This is a genomic window from Arthrobacter sp. 8AJ, assembly GCF_902506025.1.
GTDB lineage: Bacteria > Actinomycetota > Actinomycetes > Actinomycetales > Micrococcaceae > Arthrobacter.
Genome location: NZ_LR733289.1, coordinates 130310 through 150857 on the forward strand (window position 1 = coordinate 130310; position 20548 = coordinate 150857).

The 20548-nt window shown below is 67.1% G+C and carries 21 protein-coding genes; 11 read left to right on the forward strand and 10 right to left on the reverse strand.

The genetic code is table 11. The features are described from left to right. Nucleotides 1-10: 10 nt before the first annotated feature. The 3 genes from BACI349Y_RS00585 to BACI349Y_RS00595 form a co-directional block, all read right to left on the reverse strand. Nucleotides 11-520 (reverse strand): universal stress protein, encoded by a 510-nt coding sequence (locus tag BACI349Y_RS00585; RefSeq protein WP_159629520.1) that lies wholly within the window; start codon nucleotides 518-520, stop codon nucleotides 11-13. An 80-nt stretch (nucleotides 521-600) separates the two neighbouring features. Continuing rightward, nucleotides 601-1356 (reverse strand): class F sortase, encoded by a 756-nt coding sequence (locus BACI349Y_RS00590; RefSeq protein WP_159629522.1) that lies wholly within the window; start codon nucleotides 1354-1356, stop codon nucleotides 601-603. 105 nt (nucleotides 1357-1461) lie between these two features. Continuing rightward, complete coding sequence (locus BACI349Y_RS00595) at nucleotides 1462-2211, reverse strand: hypothetical protein (RefSeq protein ID WP_159629524.1); 750 nt, start codon at nucleotides 2209-2211, stop codon at nucleotides 1462-1464. A 277-nt stretch (nucleotides 2212-2488) separates the two neighbouring features. On the opposite strand from BACI349Y_RS00595, the gene BACI349Y_RS00600 reads away from it, so the two are divergent. From BACI349Y_RS00600 to BACI349Y_RS00635, 8 genes are all read left to right on the forward strand, one after another. Next, the gene (locus BACI349Y_RS00600) at nucleotides 2489-2689 is read left to right on the forward strand and encodes a hypothetical protein (RefSeq protein ID WP_159629526.1); all 201 of its coding nucleotides are present in this window, start codon (nucleotides 2489-2491) and stop codon (nucleotides 2687-2689) included. Between the two features lie 72 nt (nucleotides 2690-2761). Next, on the forward strand, nucleotides 2762-3871 hold the full coding sequence (locus tag BACI349Y_RS00605; RefSeq protein ID WP_159629528.1) for a WD40/YVTN/BNR-like repeat-containing protein: 1110 nt from the start codon (nucleotides 2762-2764) through the stop codon (nucleotides 3869-3871). Next, a complete protein-coding gene (locus BACI349Y_RS00610) occupies nucleotides 3864-4151 on the forward strand; it encodes a MoaD/ThiS family protein (protein ID WP_159629530.1) in 288 nt (95 codons plus the stop codon). Before BACI349Y_RS00605 ends, BACI349Y_RS00610 begins: the two co-directional genes overlap by 8 nt. Before the next feature lie 134 nt (nucleotides 4152-4285). Beyond that, nucleotides 4286-5068: an ABC transporter ATP-binding protein gene (locus tag BACI349Y_RS00615; protein ID WP_159629532.1), complete on the forward strand. Its 783-nt coding sequence runs from the start codon at nucleotides 4286-4288 to the stop codon at nucleotides 5066-5068. Then, nucleotides 5055-5765 carry an ABC transporter ATP-binding protein gene (locus tag BACI349Y_RS00620; RefSeq protein WP_159629534.1) on the forward strand — a complete coding sequence of 237 codons (711 nt, stop codon included), beginning with the start codon at nucleotides 5055-5057 and terminating at the stop codon, nucleotides 5763-5765. Before BACI349Y_RS00615 ends, BACI349Y_RS00620 begins: the two co-directional genes overlap by 14 nt. Before the next feature lie 4 nt (nucleotides 5766-5769). Then, nucleotides 5770-6651: a branched-chain amino acid ABC transporter permease gene (locus tag BACI349Y_RS00625; protein ID WP_159629536.1), complete on the forward strand. Its 882-nt coding sequence runs from the start codon at nucleotides 5770-5772 to the stop codon at nucleotides 6649-6651. Further along, nucleotides 6651-7757, forward strand: a complete 1107-nt coding sequence (locus tag BACI349Y_RS00630; RefSeq protein ID WP_159629538.1) for a branched-chain amino acid ABC transporter permease — start codon at nucleotides 6651-6653, stop codon at nucleotides 7755-7757. Before BACI349Y_RS00625 ends, BACI349Y_RS00630 begins: the two co-directional genes overlap by 1 nt. Beyond that, nucleotides 7754-9010, forward strand: a complete 1257-nt coding sequence (locus BACI349Y_RS00635; RefSeq protein ID WP_224023830.1) for an ABC transporter substrate-binding protein — start codon at nucleotides 7754-7756, stop codon at nucleotides 9008-9010. Before BACI349Y_RS00630 ends, BACI349Y_RS00635 begins: the two co-directional genes overlap by 4 nt. 16 nt (nucleotides 9011-9026) lie before the next feature. Here BACI349Y_RS00635 and BACI349Y_RS00640 read toward each other — a convergent pair whose 3' ends face one another. From BACI349Y_RS00640 to BACI349Y_RS00670, 7 genes are all read right to left on the reverse strand, one after another. Continuing rightward, nucleotides 9027-9647, reverse strand: coding sequence for a PadR family transcriptional regulator (locus BACI349Y_RS00640; RefSeq protein ID WP_159629540.1), 621 nt, complete (start codon nucleotides 9645-9647; stop codon nucleotides 9027-9029). 69 nt (nucleotides 9648-9716) lie between these two features. After that, nucleotides 9717-11129 (reverse strand): vanillate/3-O-methylgallate O-demethylase, encoded by a 1413-nt coding sequence (gene ligM / locus BACI349Y_RS00645; protein WP_159629542.1) that lies wholly within the window; start codon nucleotides 11127-11129, stop codon nucleotides 9717-9719. A gap of 39 nt (nucleotides 11130-11168) precedes the next feature. Continuing rightward, nucleotides 11169-12041: a formyltetrahydrofolate deformylase gene (gene purU / locus BACI349Y_RS00650; RefSeq protein ID WP_159629544.1), complete on the reverse strand. Its 873-nt coding sequence runs from the start codon at nucleotides 12039-12041 to the stop codon at nucleotides 11169-11171. Nucleotides 12042-12052: 11 nt separating this feature from the next. Further along, entirely contained in the window at nucleotides 12053-12949 is an 897-nt protein-coding gene (locus BACI349Y_RS00655) for a methylenetetrahydrofolate reductase (RefSeq protein WP_159629546.1), read from the reverse strand. A 120-nt stretch (nucleotides 12950-13069) separates the two neighbouring features. Further along, entirely contained in the window at nucleotides 13070-14560 is a 1491-nt protein-coding gene (locus tag BACI349Y_RS00660; protein ID WP_159629548.1) for an aldehyde dehydrogenase family protein, read from the reverse strand. Nucleotides 14561-14606: 46 nt separating this feature from the next. Then, nucleotides 14607-15572, reverse strand: coding sequence for a VOC family protein (locus BACI349Y_RS00665; protein WP_159629550.1), 966 nt, complete (start codon nucleotides 15570-15572; stop codon nucleotides 14607-14609). A gap of 36 nt (nucleotides 15573-15608) precedes the next feature. Next, complete coding sequence (locus BACI349Y_RS00670) at nucleotides 15609-16706, reverse strand: 4-oxalomesaconate tautomerase (protein ID WP_159629552.1); 1098 nt, start codon at nucleotides 16704-16706, stop codon at nucleotides 15609-15611. A gap of 206 nt (nucleotides 16707-16912) precedes the next feature. Between BACI349Y_RS00670 and BACI349Y_RS00675 the strand changes: the two genes are divergently transcribed. From BACI349Y_RS00675 to BACI349Y_RS00685, 3 genes are read left to right on the forward strand one after another with little or no spacing between them, the layout of a single operon-like run. Beyond that, complete coding sequence (locus BACI349Y_RS00675; protein ID WP_159629554.1) at nucleotides 16913-18262, forward strand: aminomethyl transferase family protein; 1350 nt, start codon at nucleotides 16913-16915, stop codon at nucleotides 18260-18262. Between the two features lie 34 nt (nucleotides 18263-18296). Continuing rightward, nucleotides 18297-19709: a vanillate/3-O-methylgallate O-demethylase gene (gene ligM, locus BACI349Y_RS00680; RefSeq protein ID WP_159629556.1), complete on the forward strand. Its 1413-nt coding sequence runs from the start codon at nucleotides 18297-18299 to the stop codon at nucleotides 19707-19709. After that, a complete protein-coding gene (locus BACI349Y_RS00685; protein WP_159629558.1) occupies nucleotides 19699-20535 on the forward strand; it encodes an NAD(P)-dependent oxidoreductase in 837 nt (278 codons plus the stop codon). The genes ligM (BACI349Y_RS00680) and BACI349Y_RS00685 overlap by 11 nt, the downstream gene beginning before the upstream one ends. The last annotated feature ends 13 nt before the right edge of the window (nucleotides 20536-20548 follow it).

Here is a 20548-nt window from a genome sequence, read left to right on the forward strand (position 1 = left end):
GATGCGCCGGTCATGGCCGGTCCTCATGGGCGGGCATCCGGTAGGGAACCACCAGCACCGGCCGGCTTTGATGGTGGCTGAGCCACGCCCCAACGGACCCACCCAAAGCCTCGGAAAGGCGATGGGACAATCCACGTTCCGAGGTTCCCACGACGATCATGGGGGCATCCACTTCCGCGGCCAGCTGTCCCAGCGCACGGGCTGCATCTCCCGTAAGGGTGCGGAAGGACCAGTCAGGGGGGCGGCCGCCGGGCAGCTTGTCCACGGTGGCCTGGACCTGTGCTTTGAGCTCCGTTGCGAGTTCCAGCATGTCGTCATCAGCGTCCGGGTGCCGGGAAAGGCGGTGGGCGGAACGGGCCGGATCCCACTCCACGAGGTAGCTGGCTTCGTCCACGTACGCGCAGACCAAGGGGGCGCCCAGCCGGGCAGCCAGGGTGGCCGCGGTCTGGATGACCTCCGGGTGCTGTTTGGGCATGATCCCCACCAGCAGCGGGGCCCCGTCGAAATGTTCCCACGTCATGCTGCCCATTGTCCGCCCGCCCAAGGCCGCCTGAACAGGTACGTTAGGCCCGGGCAGGTCCCGGAGCGCCGGCCCCGGGGCTAAGGAACTGCGGGGTAGGCGGTGACAACCACGTTCCTGCCCCACGGATCTTCCGTGTAGCAGCTGATGAGGACCAGCCGGTTGGGCACCATCTCCCAGACCGGGCTGTCCTTGAGGCCGGACTTCAGGTAGGTCGTGACGCTGTCCACGCGGTAGCTGATGGTTCCGGCCGGAGTCTGGACATCAAGCAGGTCGCCAATGGCCGCGGCGGAACTGAGGTGGTTGAACGGGGCGTCGGCGCCCTCCCAGCTGTGGCCGATGACGTAGGTGGTGTTGCCGGAGCCCTTCCCGGGGGTTCCGAAGGCCGTGAGCCAGTACCCGTCCTTGGTGGCAGGGGGTTCTATGGTGCGGCTGGCCTGGGCTTCTCCGTCCAGGTCCAGGGGTTGGACGGCTACGTCAAAGGCGGCGGCCGGGTAACGGATATGGATTGGCTGGGCAGCCGGGGGAAGGGCAGGTGTTGCCGCCGCCGGACGGGCCGGAGCCTGGGCGGCCGCCGCTGCCGGCTGTGGCACACCGGTTTCCGCCATCGGGGCCGCTGCCCCGGCAGGCGCCGCGGGGGCGCGCACGCCGAGAGTCGAAGTGGAGATGCCGGGGACCGTCAGCATGGGCGCCTCATGGAAGAGGGGTGCGCCCGCCGTAAACGACAGGAAGGTAAGGACGCCGCAGCAAAGGATGGCCAGATCGCCCCTGTTCCACCGCTGCCAGGTGGCGATGCGTCCCCCGGGCGCCGCGTGCCGGCGTCGGTCCTGTGGCATGGCATTTCCTCACGGGTGGTCGGTGGAAAGGAAGGAAGGCGCCCTGCCGGGCACTGGCAGGACGCCTTCCTTGTCGGGAAGCCACGGGAAGTGGCGGATGGCGGGCTAGCCGGCGGTGTGCAGCGGGCGTGGCCGGCGGCGTACTGCCACTGCTGCTCCTGCGGCAGCCAGCGCTCCCACACCTGCAAGCCAGCCGGACGCACCGTCAGCGGCGCCCACAGCCGTCTGGGCGTTGTAGCCCTGGTTGGTTCCCACGCTGGCGGCCGCTGCGGCGGGGGCTGCCTTGGGAGCGGCGGCGGCCTGCTGGGCAGGCGTTGCCTGGGCGGGTACAGCTGCCGGTGCCACCGCGGCCGGTGGCACCACCGAAGGAGTTTCCGCAACAGGGCTCTCCGCCGGAGGCTGCACCGCGGGTTGTTCCACGGGTTGGTCCACGACGACGGGCGTTTCGTTGGCCGGGGGAGTCACCGCTGGCGGTTGCTCAGCTGGCGGCGTGACCACGGGAGGGTCGACGACGGCGGGCGGGGTAACGACAGGCGGGGTGACGGGAGGATCGACGACGACCGGCGGATCCACGGGATCGAGCACCTCGCCGGGCGGCAGCGGGGCGCACTTGGCGACGTAGAGCGCCTTTCCGGCGCTGGTCCAGTTCTTGCCCGGCGATTTGGACGTCGGCGGAATGATGTCCAGCGGATGCTGGTCGTGGCCGCCAAGCCCATTGATGCTGAATTCCAAAGGTGCCCAGGTGCTGCCGTCGCTGTGGCAAACGGTGACTTTCTCTCCCGCGGCCATGGCAGGCGCTGTGAGGCTGATCAGGCCGAGCCCAACCACCCCCAGTGTGGCTAAGGTGCGTTTCATGTCTTCTCCCCATATGTGCGTGAAACGGACCGTGGCGGGGGACGGCCAGCGGTGGCGCCGTATGCCCCAGCAGCACGGTCAGCTTGCTTTGAGATTTCAGGCTAAGGGCGCCTCCCGGGGCAGTCGCCAGTAGGGGGTACTTGTCTTTCACCGGGGCAGGCCGGCCAAGTTACCTGCCAGTACCCTAAAGCCGGCCTGCGCCACCTGCTTCCGCGCCGGGACCTTGTCCGCCGCGTGGGCCGCGCCTAACGTTTTAAGTGAAGCAAGGAGGGGAATCGTGGAAATCTTCATGTGGTGGCTGGACCTGGACCTCGCCAGCAAGGAGTGGCTGCGCCAAAACCTCCATTCAGAGGAACTGCCGCTTCCGGTGCTCCAGGGGATCGCAGAGGCGGGCGGTCCGCACCCCGGCAACCCCGCTGCTGTACTGACTGCCGCGGACTGGGACTTCATCGAGACCCAGTCGGAATTCGTGGACTGACCCCCGACCGCCGGCAGTTCGGGAGCTGAAGGGGGCCTGTACCCGTTGCGCCCTGGCCGCTCCGGTGGTTGCATGGTCCGCATGGCAACGGCGGCAGAATCATTCCTCCTGGCAATCGGCACCAAGAAAGGGCTGTGGCTCGCCACAAGCCGGGACAGGCGGGAGTGGTCCTTCACCGGCCCGCATTTCCTCATGGCTGAAATCCCCAGCATCGGAATCGATACCAGGGAGGGCCGCACCCGCATCCTGGTGGGCGTCCGCAGCCCGCACTGGGGGCCCACGGTTGCACACTCCGATGACCTGGGCGCCACGTGGTCCGAGCCGGAACATGGTGCCATCACGTTTCCCGAGGACACCGGCGCCGCCCTGGACCGTGTGTGGCAGATCTATCCGGACGCAGAGTCCCGTCCCGGGGTGGTGTGGGCCGGCGCCGAGCCCATCTCTGTCTGGAAGTCCACGGACGGCGGCGAGCACTTTGAGTTGAACCGGGGCCTGTGGGACCACCCGCACCGCAGTGAATGGGGAGCCGGCTATGGCGGTGCAGCGGCACATTCCATCGTGGTGGACCCTGCCGGTGAAACCGTGCACGTCGCCATGAGCACCGGCGGCGTGTACCGCTCGCTCGACGGCGGCACGTCCTGGGAAGCGCGCAACAAGGGCATCTCGGCCTACTTCATGCCGGACCCAAACCCGGAGTTCGGCCAGTGCGTTCACAAGATCGCTGCCGATGCCGCGGTGGCAGGACGCCTCTACGCACAGAACCACCACGGGGTCTACCGGACAGACGACAATGCCGACAGCTGGAACTCCATCGCCGAGGGCCTGCCCGCGGACTTCGGCTTCGTGATGCTGACGCATCCGCGCCGGGACGGGACCGCCTGGGTTGTTCCGCTGAAGGCCGACGGCGAACGCATTCCTCCCGACGGAAAGCTCGCCGTCCACCGCACGGACGACGCAGGGAACAGCTGGAAGCGGCTCAGCACCGGACTCCCCGGGCACGAATACAACAGCGTGCTCAGGGACGCCGCCTCGGTGGACACGGCCGAACCCGCCGGCGTCTACTTCGGCACCCGGGGCGGGTCCGTCTACGCGAGTGCGGACGAAGGGGAGACTTTCAGTGAAGTGGCATCGCACCTGCCGGACGTCCTCTGCGTCCGGGCGGCAGTGGTGGCCGGTGCCTGAGATCTCGCTGCTGCTTCCCGGTGTCCTGCAGCCGCTGGCCGGCGGGCAGGCCGTCCTGTCCACCCGGGCCGACGGGCCGGTGACGGTGGCACACCTGCTTGACGCGGTGGCCGCGGACTATGCCGTGCTGGGCCGGCGGCTCCGCGACGAGACCGGGGCCCTGCGCAAATTCGTCAACATCTATGTGAACGGCGACGAAGTCCGGCGCCTGCAGGGCCTGGACACCGAGGTACAACCGGGCCAAGAAGTGCTGGTGATCCAGTCCGTTGCGGGTGGCTAAGCCGCGCCCGAAGTCCTGACCGCCAAACGATTCCAAAATCGTTGACAATTTCGTCCGCGATCCGTACCGTCGGTTTCGTGCAGTGGTGATCGACTGCACCCATTCCTAGCGATGATGCGACAGGAAGGTACAGGGTGGCCGCGAGCCTGAGCCTCAAGGACGTCAGCCTGCACTTCGGCGGGGTCAAGGTGCTGCAGGACGTCAGTTTCGACGTCGAGCCCGGCGTGATCTTTGGCCTGGTGGGCCCGAACGGTGCCGGCAAGACCTCCCTGTTCAACTGCATCAGCGGCCATTACCGGCCAAGCTCCGGTTCGATTTCCATCGACGGGACCGAGGTTTCCGGGAGCGCCCCGTCCCGGATGGCCCGCCTTGGACTTGCACGCACCTTCCAGCATCCGGCACTGCAGCTGAACGCCACAGTTCTGCAGAACGTGCTCCTCGGAGGGCACACGCGGCTGCCCGGCGGCCCGGTCTCGTGGGCGCTCAGGATGCCCTACACCGTCCGGGCCGAGCGCGCCGTCCGCAGCGAGGCGCTCGAACTCCTCGCCAAGGCCGGGCTGGGCTGGGCGGCGGATGTGCCTGCCGACGAACTATCCCACGGGCTCCATAAAGGCATCGAGCTGTGGCGGGCCCTTCTTTCCAGGCCCGCACTGCTTCTTCTCGACGAGCCGGCAGCCGGGCTCTCCCACGGGGAAGTTGAACAACTCATCGCCACCGTGAAGCGCCTCCGCGCCGAGCAGGACGTCACCATCATCATCGTGGAGCACCACATGGGACTCATCTCCGCGCTCACGGACCAGGTGGTGGTCCTGGACCACGGACGGAAGCTGATGTCGGGAACTGCGGCGGAGGCCCAGTCCGATCCGCGCGTCATCGAGGCCTACATTGGGAAGGACGCCGCTGATGACGCTGCTTGAACTCACGGACGTGACAGCGTCCTACGGCCCCGTGCAGGTCCTGGACGGGGTCTCGCTCAGCGTGCCGGACGGCGGGTCCGTGGGCATCCTGGGTGCGAACGGGGCGGGCAAGACCACCACGCTCCGTGCCATCAGCGGCAGCGTCAGGACCGGTGGACGGATCAGGTTCGATGGCCGGGACATCCGGGGCCTGCGGCCGGACCAGGTGGCCGCGCTGGGCATAGCCCACGTACCCGAGGGCCGGGGCACCCTGGGCCAGCTGAGCGTGCGCGAGAACCTGATGGTGGGCTCCTACCTGCGCAAGGACCGGAAGGCCATCGCCGGCGACATTGACTACTGCCTGGACCTGTTCCCGCAACTGCAGGACAGGGTTGGCTCGCGGGCAGCGGCACTCTCGGGCGGCGAACAACAAATGCTCGCGGTGGGCCGCGCCTTCATGGCCAAACCCAAACTGCTGCTCCTGGATGAAGCCTCGCTGGGGCTGGCGCCCAGTACCGCCAAGACCGTCTACCAGGCCATTCGGCGGCTGCGGCTCGAATCCGGGATCGCCATGCTGGTGGTGGAACAGAATGCGAACCTCGCTTTCTCCTTGGTGGACACCGCTACCGTCCTGGAAACGGGCCGGAACGTCCTCACCGGAACCTCGGCCGAACTCAAGGGCATGGACGAAATCCGCCGCGCCTACCTGGGGGGCTGAGCGTATGGGAACCTTCATCCAACTCGTCGTCGACGGCCTGGCCACCGGCTCCATCTACGCCGCCCTGGCCCTGGCCATCGTGCTGGTGAACCAGGCCACCGGCCTGATCAACTTCGCGCAGGGCGGCATGGCCGTGCTGTCCGCCTACATCGCCTACGTTTTCGTGCAGCTCGGCCTGCCGCTCATCCTGGCCATCATCATTGCCATTGTCCTGTCCTTCCTCTTCGGCGCACTGGTGGAACGCTTCCTGATCCGGCGGTTTGAACGGGGGGATCCGGACACCGCAGTGGTGGTGACCATCGGCCTGCTCACCCTGGTCACCGGCATCTGCGCGGTCCTTTGGGGCTACAACAACCTGGGCTTCCCGTCGCTTTTCCCGCTGACCAGCGTTGAAATCCTGGGGGCCGTGGTGAGCGTCAGGTCCCTTGCCACCGCCGTGACCATCGTGGTGATCATGGTGGTCCTGCAGCTGCTCTTCCTGCGCACCAAGCTGGGACTGGCCCTTCGCGCCGTTGCCGACAACCCGGCGTCGGCCGCTTTTTCCGGCTTGCCGGTGGGCCGCCTGCTCATGGTGGGATGGGGACTTGCCGCCACCCTGGGGGCGATTGCCGGCGTCCTGGTGGCTCCGCAGCTGACCCTCACGCCCGGCATGCTGGACACCGCACTGGTCTACGCGCTCGCAGCCGTGATCCTCGGCGGCCTGACCAGCCCCATCGGCTGCGTGGTGGCGGCATCGGCCATCGGTGTCCTGGAAAACCTGGTGGCCGTCTACGTTCCCCTCATTGGCCACGACCTCAAAATCGCCGTGCCCTTCGCGCTGATCTTCGTCATCCTCATCGTTCGTCCCCAGGGCCTGTTCGGCAGAAAGGTCGTGGTGAGGGTCTGATGAACGCCGTTGCCGCCACCGCCCGCAGGCCTTGGGTCCGGATTGTCCTCGCCGCCGTCGTGGCCGTGGTGCTGATCGTGGCCCCGCTGGCCCTGCCGGCCTTTGCGAACCAGACGCTGGTCCGTATCGGCGTCTATGCGGTGGCGGTGCTCGGGCTGAACATCGTCATGGGCTACACAGGCCAGGTCAACCTCGGGCAGATCTTCTTCGTGGGGTTGGGCGCCTATGTCACCGCGTACGGCGTCAACCATGGCTGGAACATCCTGCTGGTGTTCGCCGCCGCCTGCGCCGTTGCCGGCGTGGTGGGGCTGCTGGTGGCCCTTGCCGCCGCCCGCCTGGGCGGCCTTGCCATCGCGATGGTCACCATCGCCCTCCCGATCGTCGGCGTGCCCCTCGCCAAGCGCCTCTCCGAATTTACCGGCGGCTCGCAGGGGATTTCCGCGCGGTTCACGGACGCCCCGGACTGGTCCGGGCTGGACAACGACCAATGGCAGTTCTACATCGTCCTGCTGGTGGCGGCCGCGGCCTTCCTGCTGGCGCGGAGCCTGGTCCGGGGCAAGTACGGGCGGGCATTTGCGGCCGTCCGGGAAAACGAGGCCGTTGCGGCCTCCATGGGCATTTCGCCCTACCGGACCAAGGTCCTCGCCTTCACCATCGCCTCAATCTTCGGCGGTGCCAGCGGCTTCCTGTACCTTGCGGCCGTGCAGTACACCTCGCCTGAGACCCTTAGCTTCGGCCACTCCATCAGCCTCCTGGCCGCGATGGTCATCGGCGGGGCCGGAAGCATCGCCGGTTCCCTCCTGGGAGGCGCCTACTACGTCTTCGTCCCGCAACTGACCAACGCCATCGACCCCAACCTCACCACCATCAGCCAGGGTGCCATCCTCCTCGCGGTGCTGTTCCTGCTGCCCGGCGGCCTGGTCAGCCTGCCCCGGGTGGTGCGGCGGCTGGCCCGCCGGACCGATGCCGCCCGCGGCCGCTCCACCGGCCGTTCCACCGCGGCCCCTCCAGCGCAGACTTCCGAGCAGAACGCTCCAGCGCACCATCCGGTACCGGACAGTGCGCTGGATGGACACGAACAAACAGAGAGGCAGGATGGACCATGAAGATGAGAAAGAAGCCCGGCGGGGTCCTTGGCATCGTTGCCGTGACGGCCGCCGTCGCGCTTTCCCTGTCCGGATGCAGGGGTGACAGCGGCGGCCAGGGCGGCGGTTCGGCGTCCTCCCCGGGGATCACGGACTCGGCGATCACGCTGGGGATCACCACGCCGCTCAGCGGCGCCACCGCCGGGCCGGGCAAGTGCACGGTCGCCGGGGTCTCGGCGTACTTCGGGGCCGCGAACGCCGCTGGCGGGGTGAAGTTTGGCGACGGCAAGACGCGCACCGTAAACATCAAGTCCTACGACGACGCCTACGACCCGCAAAAATCCCTGGCCAACTTCCAGCAGATGGTGTCCGACAACGTGTTTGCCGCCACCGCCGGCCTGGGGACGCCCACCAACAGGGCGTTCCGGGACGCTGCCATCAGCCAGAAGGTCCCGCAGGTGCTGGTGATGACCGGTGACCCGCTCTTCAGCGACCGGAAGCAGAGCCCCTGGCAACTGGGCTTCGTGCCCGTCTACCAGAATGAGGGTGCCGCGTTCGGAAAGCTCCTGGCGAAGTCGGGGGCGCAGCACAAGGTGGCCATCCTGTCGCAGAATGATGACTACGGCAAGGGCTACGTCTCGGGCTTCAAGGAGGCCATCCAGGGGGCGTCCAACATTTCGGTGGTGGGCGAGCAGACCTATGAGGCCACCGACACGTCCGTTGATGCCCAGCTCACCCAGCTGGCCTCCTCCGGGGCGGATGTCTTCTTCAACGCCATGTCCATCACGCCGCTGACCATCGCCTCGCTGCAGAAGGCGCAGCAGATCGGCTGGAAGCCCAGCTGGTTCCTACCCTCCAACACGTCCAGCCCCACAGCGATCCTCGAACCGGGTGGCGCCTCCGCCTACCCCGGCATCTACTCAGTGTCCTTTGCCAAGGCACCGCAGAGCCCGGCGTTCGCCAAGGACCCCGACGTCGTCAAATTCCTCGACGAACTGAAGAAGTACGGAAACTACCCGGACATGCCGGCCTTCCCGCACTGCATGTGGAGCTACATGGTGGGGGCCACTCTTGAAAAGGCGTTCCAGAACATGAAGGAGCCCACGCGGGACAGCTTCATGACGGCGCTGCGGGATATCAAGGACCTAAAGGCGCCACTGATGCTGGAGGGCACGTCGGTCAACACCACGGTGGATGGCCAGCCGGCCGTGTCCTCGGTGGTGGTGCAGAAGTACAACGGCAAGGGCTATGCAACTGCCGAGAACTTTGGCTGATCAGCCCCGGGTCTGATCAGCTCCGGGCGGCGCTTGGCACCGGCCTCGTGCCGCCCGGAGCTTCCAGGGCGTCCACCAGTTCCAGCCCGCGCCGGGCCCACGCAATCTCCACAAGCGCCCGGTCCACCAGGCCCTCGTAGGTGAACCTTTTAAAAGCGATGGTCCGTTCGCGGTCGGCCGGATCGGTCACGGCCAGGCGGCGCACCAGCATTGGGTTGTCCACCTGGTCGATGCGCTGGAGCTCACCCTCCCATTGGGCGAGTTCGGACTCCCATTGCTCCTTGTGCCGGCGGAAGAACGCACGGGCGGCCTCCGGCGACGCCGCTTCAAGGTAGGCGGCCCGCAGGTGGGCGGGGTCGCGGACCCGGGCGTACTCCAAGGGGGTCTGCATCCAGTCGAGGAAGGCCTGGTTTCCGGTATCCGTCACGTGGTACAGCCGCCGCGTGGCGCGCTGGCCCCTGGGCTGCTCCTCACCCTCGATGAGGTTCTCCGCTTCCATCTTGCGCAGCTCGGGGTAGATCTGGGAGTCGGGGGCATGCCACACGTGCCCCACCGACATGGAGAACTGCTTCTGCAGTTCGTAGCCTGACAGCGGGCCCACGCGCAGCAGCGCAAGCAGCGCGTACCGAAGGCTCATGCGGTACTCCTCCAAGGGCTCAAGGAAGGTGCGGGGGCGCACTCGCCCCCGCACTCCGGGGTCCCCAGCCTAGGCCGACTGGTAGTTCGTCCGCCACCCGCCGTGGTACGTGGCGCGCGCCACGGTGGAGTAGGGCACGGGGCTGACCACGGCCCGCACTTCAGTCTGCACATGGGGTTCGACGGCGGCCTTGGCGGTTCCGCCGTTCGGCTCACCCCACACGACCTTCAGTTCCGTGCCTTCCGGGACGTTGGGATCGATGGTGGCCAGCGACAGGGCCCGGCGTTCGTTGGCGCTGTAGCCGGTGAACATCGAGTAGCCCACCACCGTTCCGTCGGCGTCCACCACCGAGTCGTAGTTGGCCGAGCCATAGTTTGCCAGGGGCAGGTCAAAGAACTTGTAGCTGGGCCCGTCCACGTTGAACAGCGACGCGAAGATGGAGGTGACATCCTCCGCGTCCCAGGCCAGGGTGACCTTCTTGCGCTGGGCGGCGGGGTCGATTTTCTGGAGTGCGTCGCGGCCAATGAAGTCGTGGTCGAACTTGACGAACGAGCCGTAGCCCAGCTCCCACGGGGTCAGGTAGTAGTCCTCGATGTTCCCGGACACGAACGAGCCCGCCAGGGTCCCGGTGGCTTCGTAGCCGTCAGCGGGCAGCCATTCGCGGTAGCCGCGCTCCGCTTCGCCGGTGTAGATGGCGGGCAGCGGCGACGGGATCCAGCCGGACTCGAGGGTGTTGGACGGGTACGCCCGGGAACCGACGGGGACCAGCCCGAACTCGGCTCCGGCCTCCACGATCGCGTCGCGGATGCGGTCGTGGTCCGCGTACGGTCCCCACACCTCCAGGCCCGGTGCGCCGGCCATCCCGTGCCGCAGGGTGCGGACGGTGGTGCCGGCGATGGCCATGGTGGACATGTTGAAGAACTTGAGCTGCTCCAGTGCGCCGCCGTTGAGCTTTTCGATGACCTGCCAGGCGTTGGGCCCCTGGATCTGGAAGCGGTAGTACTGGCGGCTCACGGGGTGGCCGTACGGCCGCGACGGTGAGCGCCGGTCCACAGTGATGTCCAGGTCCCGGTAGCCGCCTGTCTCGCCGTGGTAGAGCAGCCAGTTGGCCGCCGGGGACCGGCCGACGTACACGTATTCGTCCTCCGCCTCGTGGAAGAGGATGCCGTCGCCGATCACGTGCCCGGACTCGGTGGTGGGCACGTACTGCTTGGCTTTGTTCACCGGGAAGGTGGCGGTGGAGTTGATGGCGGTGGCGGTGATCAGCTTGATCGCGTCCGGGCCCTTCAGGAACAGGTTGTCCATGTGGTGCGACTGGTCGTACAGCACGGCCGTCTGCCGCCACGCGGTCTGCTCCTTGATCCAGTTCTGGAAGTCGGCCGGGACCACCGGGTAGATGTAGGAGCCGATCTGGGAGTTGCGGAGGAGGTCAACCGCCCCCTTCGACGCGTCGAGGACTTCCTGCAGGTTTTTCGGTGCCACGTTGAACCTCTTGTTCTGTATCGGATTGGTGGTGGGTCTTTAGAAGACGATGGTCTGGTTGCCGTGCCGGATGACCCGGTCCTCGGCATGCCACTGGACGGCGCGGGAGAGCACCGCGCGTTCCACGTAGGCGCCGCGCGCCTGGAGGTCCAGGGCGGAGTGCCCGTGCGTTACGCGGGCCACGTCCTGTTCGATGATGGGCCCCTCGTCCAGGTCCTTGGTCACGTAGTGCGAGGTGGCGCCGATCAGTTTGACCCCCCGCTCCTTGGCCTTGCGGTAGGGCGCGGCGCCCACGAACGCAGGCAGGAAGGAGTGGTGGATATTGATCAGCGGCACGGAAACCGCGTCCAGGAATCCGGGGGACAGGATCTGCATGTACCGGGCCAGCACCACGAAGTCCACGTTGCCCTCCAGCAGCTTCAGGATCTGGGCCTCCGCTGCTGCCTTGTCCGGCCCGGCGGAGGGGACGTGGAAGAACGGAACGCCAAAGGCCCGCACATCCTCGGCCGTGTTCGTGTGGTTGGAGATCACCATGGGAATGGTCACCGGCAGTTCACCCCTCCGGTGCCGCCAGAGCAGTTCCAGCAGGCAGTGGTCGGAGGTGGATACCAGGATGGCCATGCGCTTGGGGATGGAGCGGTCGGTCAGGGTCCAGGACAGCCCCAGCGGGGTGAGGGTCCTGGCGAGGTCGGCTTCGATCTCAGGCATCGCGGCGGCCAGGTCCGGCCGGTTGAAGACCACCCGCTGGAAGAAGTCGCCCGACGAAGGATCACTGGAGTACTGGTCCAGGGAGACGATGTTTCCCCTGTTGCGGGTCACCAGGGCGGCCACCGCAGCCACGATGCCCGGCTGGTCCGGCCCGTGGACGATCAGGCAGGACTGGTCCTTGCGGGATTCAGTATGCAGGACCATCGGATGCCGTCCTAGCCCTCTTCCGCGGTGAAGTGCCGGACCCAGTTGGCCGTGGCCAGCAGGCCGCCAAACGTATAGAAGTGCAGGCCAACCTGCCCCGGGAGGTGCTGGTCCTGGCCGGGCGCACGGTCGGCAAGGACGGCGGCCAGGTCGTTCACGAACCGGTCCGGGCCGGCATCGCCCATCAGGTTGGTCAGCGAGAAGCCGTATTTCTTCACGATCATCGCGTTGGCGCCCACCCCGAAACGGCGCGCAAAGCCCAGGAGCCGTTTGACTCCCGCCGGGCCGGGGGTTCCCACGCGGATCGGTGCCTGGATTCCCCTGGCCCGGACCTCGGCGATCCACGCAGCCACAGGTTCGGTGTCGAAGGCGAACTGGGTGATGATGGAGGCGCCAAGGTCCTGCGCGGCGAGGGCTGCGGTCTTGTCCTCCAGCGCCCGCCAAAGGTCTTCCTTGCGGATGTCGGGATGGCCCTCCGGATATCCGCCGATTCCCACTTCCCGCACCCCGAACTGCTGCAGGAGGCCGGTGTTGACCAGCGCCAGGGAGTCTTCGTACGGGCCCTCGGGTTCTGCGGGGTCGCCGCCCACCACGAAAAGGTGCTCGGCGGCGCCCACTTCCGCCAGGCGCTGAAGGAACTTTTCGAGCTCGCCCTTCGATGCCAGCCGGCGCGCCGAGACGTGCGGCACGGGAATGAATCCCAGGTCCCGGGCGGCCTTGGCGGCGGCCACCCGCATCTCCAGGTCCTCGTTGCCGAGGAAGGTGACGTTAATGCGGGTGCCCGGCGGAATCCTGTCTTTTGCTTCGATGAGGGCGGGAATGTCCTTGCCGGTCATCTCCAGCGAGAAGTTGTTGATGAGTTCCAGGGATGCTGCCCGGTTGGGGGCGGGCATGATTCGAGTCGCCATCAGGTCATCCTTTCGGCGGGTGCAGCGGTGCACCCACCTCCAAGATTACCTATGTGCATAGGTAATGTCGATAGCTATTGATGGAATCCGGAACCTTCCGGTCCGCCGTCCGTTCCGGGCCTACCCCTGTGCTGCCTCCGGTTCCAGATGGGCGATGGCACGGGTGTCCTGGAAGGCCCGGACCCCTTCAATACCCTGTTCCCTGCCCATGCCGGACTGCTTCATTCCGCCAAATGGCGCGCGCAGGTCCAGTCGGGTTGCCCCGTGGTCGTTAACCCAGACGTAGCCGCAGACCAGGCGTCCGCCCACGCGGTCGGCCGCTGCCGGGTCGGCGGTCCACACCGAGCCGCACAGCCCCGCCCAGGTGGCGTTCGCCGCCTCCACCGCCTCGTCCTCCGTGTCGAACGGGATCAGGGGGATGACCGGCCCGAACTGTTCCTGGGTGACAACCCGCAGCGAGGGGTCCGGATCGATGACCAGTGCCGGGCGCAGGAAGTTCCCGCCGTGCAGTTCAGGGTCCGAGGGAAGGGTGCCGAATTCCCTGACATCCGCGCCCGCCTCCTTGGCCTCCTCGATGAGCTCAGCCACGAAGGCCTTTTGTACGGGGGAGTGCAGCGGACCCATGGTGGTCCCGTCGTCGAGCCCGTAGCCAATGACCGCCTTCTCCAGCCGCTGCGAGAGCCCGGCCACCACCTCGTCCAGGCGCGACCGGTGCACATAGACCCGCTTCGCGTTCATGCAGATCTGGCCGGTGGTATCGAAGATCGCGGCGTAGAGCCGGTCCAGGTGGGTGTCATCGAGGACCGCGTCCGGGAGGATGACGGCGGCGTCGTTTCCGCCGAGTTCAAGCGTTACCCGGGTGAGTGACTTTGAGGCCATTTCCATGATGCGCTTGCCGCCGCCCACGCTTCCCGTGAAGCAGACCTTGGCGATGTCCGGGCTGGTGATGAGCGCAGCCATGTCCGCGTCCTTGCCGGTCACCACGTTCAGCACCCCCGGCGGCAGCTTTTCAGCAATCCGCTGGACCACGCGTGTCGTTGCCAGCGGCGCGGTGGGTGGCGGCTTAACGATTGCCGTGTTTCCCGCCAGCAGTGCGTGCGGCAGCGAGGCCGCGAGAATGGCAATGGGCCAGTTGAACGGCACGATAACCGTCACCACGCCAAGGGGCTGGAAGGTGACCGAGGTGGAGACGGGAATGCCGGGCGCGGGCGGCAGCACCTTGGCGGTGTCGACGTCGGGAGCCAGTTCCAGCGCGAGGTTCCACCTGATCTCGAACACCAGGGAGTCCACCCAGGCCTCCATGCGGATCTTGCCGTTTTCCTGCGAGAGGATGGCGGCATCCTCATCACGGAAATCCGCGATGCCCTCCAGTGCCTGCCGCATCCGGTCTGCGCGCTCCCGTGCACCCAGCGCGGCCCATCCGGGGTAGGCCGCCTTTGCCGCGGCAATCGCGTCCTGGACGTCGGCCGCGCCGGCCGCCGCGGCGTGGCCCACGATGGTGCCAGGCTTGCCCGGATCGGCGATGTCCATCGTGGCGGCGGCCTGCCGTTCTGAGCCTCCGATGTAGAGGCCGGTGGTCACCGGGGCGGACGTATCCACTGTGTTGGTCATGATGATGCACCTCTCTGTGCGGTACTGCCGGGATCCTTTAATTTTCTCACTGGGGGATGTTTGGCGTTCCGTGGGTATGGAATGTCTCGATGGTTTTCATGCCCCAGGCCTGCCCTTTCCTGCGCTCCTCCTGGCTCCACTCCACCACGGGCGAGTCCGGGTCCAGCAGCAGGCGGGCGCCGGCGTTGGCCAGTTCGATCCGGTTGCCGCCGGGCTCCCAGACGTAGAGGAAGAACGTCTGGTTGATGGCGTGCTTGTGCGGACCGGACTCGATGTGGATGCCGTTTTCAAGGAAGATGTCCGCGGCCTTCAGGATGTCCTCGCGGGTATCCGGGGCGAATGCCACGTGATGGAGCCGGTTGCCGTGCTTGAGCCAGTCGTCGGAGTAGACGATGTCGTAGGACTTGTTGTTGAAGTGGAACCACCAGGCGGCATATCCGCCGTCGTCGAGCCGGATGCGTTCACTCTCCCGCCCGCACAGTGCGTGGGCCACGAACTCCCCGTTGGCCACCACGTCCTTGGCCAGGAAGTTGATGTGGTCCAGCCGTCGGGCGTTAACGCCCCGGCCGGGGAAGGCCGAGGCCTGGTTCTTCAGGGCGGGTTTGTCGTCCGTGGCCACGTACCGTTCGGTTTCGTAGTAGATGCCCAGGAGGTGCCCGTCGGGGTCCCGGAAGGAGTAGGTGGGCCCGGTTCCCACCTCACCCTCTTCCCAGCCGATGCCCAGGCCGGTGGCTTCGATGGCGGCGACCCGGCGCTCCAGCGCCTCCTGGCTGGTGGTCCGGAAGGTGGTGCGCCCGACGCCGGCATCGGCCGAGGCGGTGAGCTTGAGGGTGTAGCGCTGGTATTCGTCCCAGGTGCGCAGGTAGGCGGACTTCGTGCCGCCGCTGCCGGTCTCCGCCACGACGCGCATGGCGAGCAGGTCGCGGAAGAACCACAGGCTTTCCTCGAAGACGGGGGTCAGCAGTTCCACGTTTCCCAGGTGGGCGACGTCGAACGAGGTATACCCGGTCATGAAGCTGTCCTCTCTCAAGGGGTCGTTGTGCAGTGGTCAGGGGCGCGGGCGCGGGAAGACGCGTCCTTCGAAAATCTTCCGTGCCGTCCTGAGGGCGGTGGAGCGGGTCACGACGTAGCCGTCCGGGGTGGAATCGATGGCCACTTCGACGTCGAAGTGCCCGGTGGGGTGTTCCACCCGGACGGGTTCCCCCGGTGAAGGGAGCGCGGCCAGGTCATGGCCCACGGATCCTTCGGCCAGGACCCCGGCGGCGACGGTGAGTGCCCCCAGCACCCCGATGGAGGTGTGGACCCGGACGGGAAGGAAGGTGCGGGTGGCAATGGCGCCCCCTTCCCGTGGCGGCGCCAGCAGCACCAGCTTGGGCACGGTGGCGGCGCTGACATCGCCCATGCCCATCAGGTCCGCCGCGGCGAGGCGGATCCCGGCCAGCCGTAGTGCCAGGTCTTCATTGGCCTCGAGGTCTGCAGGGGCCTCGTTCCCGGTGATGCCCAGATCGGCGGCACGCATCAAAACGCTGGGCATTCCGTTGTCAACGCAGGTGAGGTCCACGCCCTCCGTGTGGTCCAGGATCCTGCCCGTGGGGAACAGGGCGCCGGTCGAAGACCCCGCCGTGCCCTCGAAATTGAGCCGGATGGCTGCCGCCGTCCCCGGAACGCCATCGATGGCCACCGCACCGCCTGCCGCCGGGCCGCCGTCGTAATCCACTACGCCGCCGGGAGTGGCAAACCGTGCGGTGGCCATGCTGCCCGTGTTCAGCATCCGGATGCGCACTTCCGTGTGGCCGTCGGCCGGCTGCACCAGGCCACGTTCCACGGCGAAGGGCCCGACGGCGGCAAGAATGTTGCCGCAGTTCTGCCGGCTGCTGACAAGTGCGGTGTCCACAGCGACCTGGAGGAAAAGGTAGTCCACGTCCGCGCCGGCGTCCGGAGACGGCGCGATGACGGCAACCTTGCTGGTCAAGGGGTGCGCTCCACCCAGTCCGTCCACCTGGCGGGGATCAGGAGAGCCCATGATCCGCAGCAGCAGGTCGTCGCGTTCTCCGGGGTCGGCAGGCAGGTCCGACGCCAGGAACAGGGCACCCTTGGAGGTCCCGCCCCGCATCAGGAGGCAGGGGATCCCCTCTGTATCGGGCATATGCACCCTCGCGTTCCACGGCGGGCATGGTGCCTGGGCGGCCCATGGTCAGTCCTTTCCGGCGGACAGTGCCAGAAAACCACGCTCTGGAACTCTGGTCAAGACATCCGATACAATTTTGTTAGCAATCGTGTTGGTACTGGACGTCCGGGGCTGCTTTTCGCCGTGGACCGAACGATGGAGTTCGCAGTGACAGGCATTTCGCAGTGACAGGGTCTTTGCAGGAGGCGCTCGACCAGGCGGCTTCACCGGTCCAGCTTTTACGCGATTCCCCGGCCAGCCCCCACGTTTTTCCAGTGCGGGCCGAGTTCAGCAACTGGCGCTCCGAGCAGAATTCCTGGCGTACAGCCTGTGCCCTCCTGGACCAGTCGCACCACATGACCGATCTCTTCCTCTCCGGACCGGGCGCGGAAGGATTGCTGCGCGGGCTCGCGGTGAACTCTTTCGCGAACTTTCCCGTGGACCGTGCCAAGCAGTTCATCGCGGTGAACCATTCAGGGCAGCTCATCGGCGACGCCATATTGGCACACCTCGACGAACAGTCCTTCAACCTGGTGGGCCACCCGATGGCCATCGACTGGGTGCAGTACCACGCCGAAACCGGAGGCCACGACATTGAGGTCTCCCGGGACGGAAACTCGATCGTCCGCGCCGGTGACCCCCGGCTGTTCCGCTACGAACTCCAGGGGCCAACCGCCCTGGCCCTCGTCGAAAAACTCACCGGCGCCCCTGTGCCGCAGCTCGGTTTCTTCCACATGGGGCACCTCCCCATCGCCGGATTGCAGGTCCGGGCGATCCGGCACGGCATGGCCGGGCAGCCCGGCTATGAGCTGTTCGGCCCTTGGGCAGAGGGCGAACGCGTCAGGGACGCGTTGCTGCAGGCCGGCGGCGAGTTCGGGCTGACCCAGGTGGGGGCTAAAGGCTACTCGACGGCGAACCTTGAGTCCGGGTGGGTGCCCTCGCCCGTCCCGGCGGTCTTTACGGACGAACGGTTGCGCGGCTACCGCGAATGGCTCCCGGCGTCAGCGGCCGGTTCACTCGGCGGGAGTTTCGATTCGGCGGACATCGAGGATTACTTCCTGACCCCGTACGAGCTCGGGTACGGCCGCTCCGTCGCATTCGACCACGACTTCGTGGGCCGTGAGGCCCTGGAGGCGCTCTCCCGCACACCCTCCCGCCGCAAGGTGACACTCGTCTGGAACCCGGACGACGTCCAGGACGTGATGGGTTCCCTCCTGCGTCCCGGGCTTCCCGCCAAGTACATCGACATGCCCAAGGCCCGCTACGCCCTGTTCCAGGTGGACCGGGTGCTCCAGGGCGGCGTAACGGTGGGCCAGTCCTTTGACTGCGGCTACATCGCCAACGAGCACTCCTTTGTTTCCCTGGCGGCGGTGGACGGACTGGAGGACGGCGCCGAGGTCACCGTGCTCTGGGGCGAAGAGCCCAACTCCGCCAAACTGCAGGTGGAACCCCACCGGCAGGTCCCCATCCGGGCCACCGTCGCCCCCGCTCCCTTCGTGCAATACGCACGCGAGAGTTACCGCGCCACCCACTGAACTGCGCCACCCCTGAACCGAAGGAGAACAGCCCATGGCCCCGAAATCCCTGCAGGACGTGCTCGATGCGGCGGGCAGCACCGTCGAACTGCTGCGCAATTCCCAACTTGGCACCTACATCTATCCGGTGGTTCCCGCCGAGTTCACCAACTGGCGGCGCGAGCAGCGCGCATGGCGTGAAACGGCGGTGCTCTACGACCAGTCCCACCACATGGTCAACTTCTTCGTGAAGGGCCCCGATGCGCTGAAGCTCTTCTCGGACACGGGCATCAACAGCTTCGCCAACTTCCCGGTGAACACCGCCAAGCAGTTCGTGCCCACGGCCTCCAACGGCGGGGTGATCGGCGACGGCATCCTGTTCCACCTGGAAGAGCAGGAGTTCGTCTACGTTGGCCGCGCGCCGGCCGCCAACTGGCTCCAGTTCCACGCCGAAACCGGCGGATACGACGTCGAATGCACCTACGATGACAGGTCGCCGTCACGCCCCTACGGCCAGGCTGTCGGCCGGAAGTACTACCGCTTCCAGATCCAGGGCCCCAGCGCCTGGCAGATCATCGAAAAGCTCAACGGCGGGACTCTGGAGCAGGTGAAGTTCTTCCACATGGGCCACCTGGGCATCGCCGGGGAACAGGTCCGCACGCTGCGCCACGGCATGGCGGGAGCCCCGGGGCTGGAAATCTGGGGACCCTACGAACAGCACGGAAAAATCCGGGATGCCGTGCTCGAGGCCGGGGCTGAGTTCGGGCTGGAACCATGCGGGTCGCGGGCCTACTCCTCGAACACGCTCGAATCGGGCTGGATCCCCTCGCCGCTGCCGGCCATCTACAGCAGCGACGCCGAGCGCGCCTACCGTGAATGGCTGCCGGCCACCAGCTACGAAGCGGTCAACGCGCTCGCCGGCTCGTTCGTCTCCGGCAACATCGAGGACTACTACCTGACCCCCTGGGAACTGGGCTACGGCTCCTTCGTCAAATTCGACCACGACTTCATTGGCCGGGACGCCCTCCAGCAGATCGACCCCGCCGCGCAGCGGAAAAAGGTCACCCTCGCCTGGAACGATGAGGACCTGGCCACCATCTGGGCATCGTTCCTGGACCGCGACAAGCCCGGCTACCAGTTCTTCGACGTCCCCAACGCCAACTACGGGTCGTCCAACTACGACTCCGTCATCGACGCCGACGGGACGGGGGTGGGCCTGTCGCTCTTCACCGGCGTGACGGCCAATGAACGCCGGGGCCTCTCGCTGGCCACGGTGGACCCCAACGTGGAGATCGGTACCGAAGTGCGGGTTGTCTGGGGCGAACCCGACGGCGGATCCCGCAAGACCACCGTGGAACCGCATGAACAGATCAGTGTCCGGGCGGTCGTCAGCCCGGCGCCCTACGCGGTCACCGCCCGTACCGAATACCACGGCGGCTGGCGGACCGCGGCCGCCGGTGCACGGTAGTCCGGCGGGAACGGCCGGCCGGCCTGTCGCCGTCCTGGGCCTGGGGGAAGCCGGGAGCATCTACGCCCAGGACCTGGCCGCCCGTGGATTGCGGGTGACGGGAACGGACCCTGCTGTCGACGCAGTCCCGCCCGGGGTGCTGCGGGCCCCTGGCATCAGTCAAGCAGTGGCGGGCGCCGGCCTGGTGATCAGCCTGGTGGGAGTCCGCGCCGCCGAATCCGTCCTTGACGAGGCGCTGGCCGCGATGGACCCGGTGGCCATCTTCGCGGACCTCAACACCACCGGACCGGACCAAAAGCGGCAGCTCGCGGAACGGGCGGCCGGGAGCGGCATCCTTTTCGCCGATGTCGCCGTCCTGGCGCCCGTTCCGCGGGGCCGGATCAATTCGCCCCTGCTGGTCAGCGGCACGGGGGCGGACGCGTTGGTGGCCATCTTCACCGGATGGGGCATCCCGGCCACCAACGCCGGAAGCGAAGCGGGAGCGGCGGCCGGCCGCAAGCTGCTCCGCAGCGTCTTCATGAAGGGGCTGGCCGCCACTGTCCTGGAGTCAGTCACGGCCGCCGAGGCAGCAGGGGCAAAAGACTGGGTCATCAGCCAGATTGCAGCGGAACTTGGCCCGTCAGGCGATGCGCTGGTGGCGCGGATGCTTGAGGGCACGCGGCTGCATGCCGTCCGCAGGGAGGCAGAGATGCTTGAGGTGCGGGACTTCCTGGAGTCGCTCGGGACCGCCCATCCGGTAACGGACGCCAGCATCGAGTGGCTGCATTCGCTCGCATTCCGGCAGCAGGAGCCGGAGGAGGAACAGGTTGCGGACAGTCCTTCCTGACTACGCCCGCCAC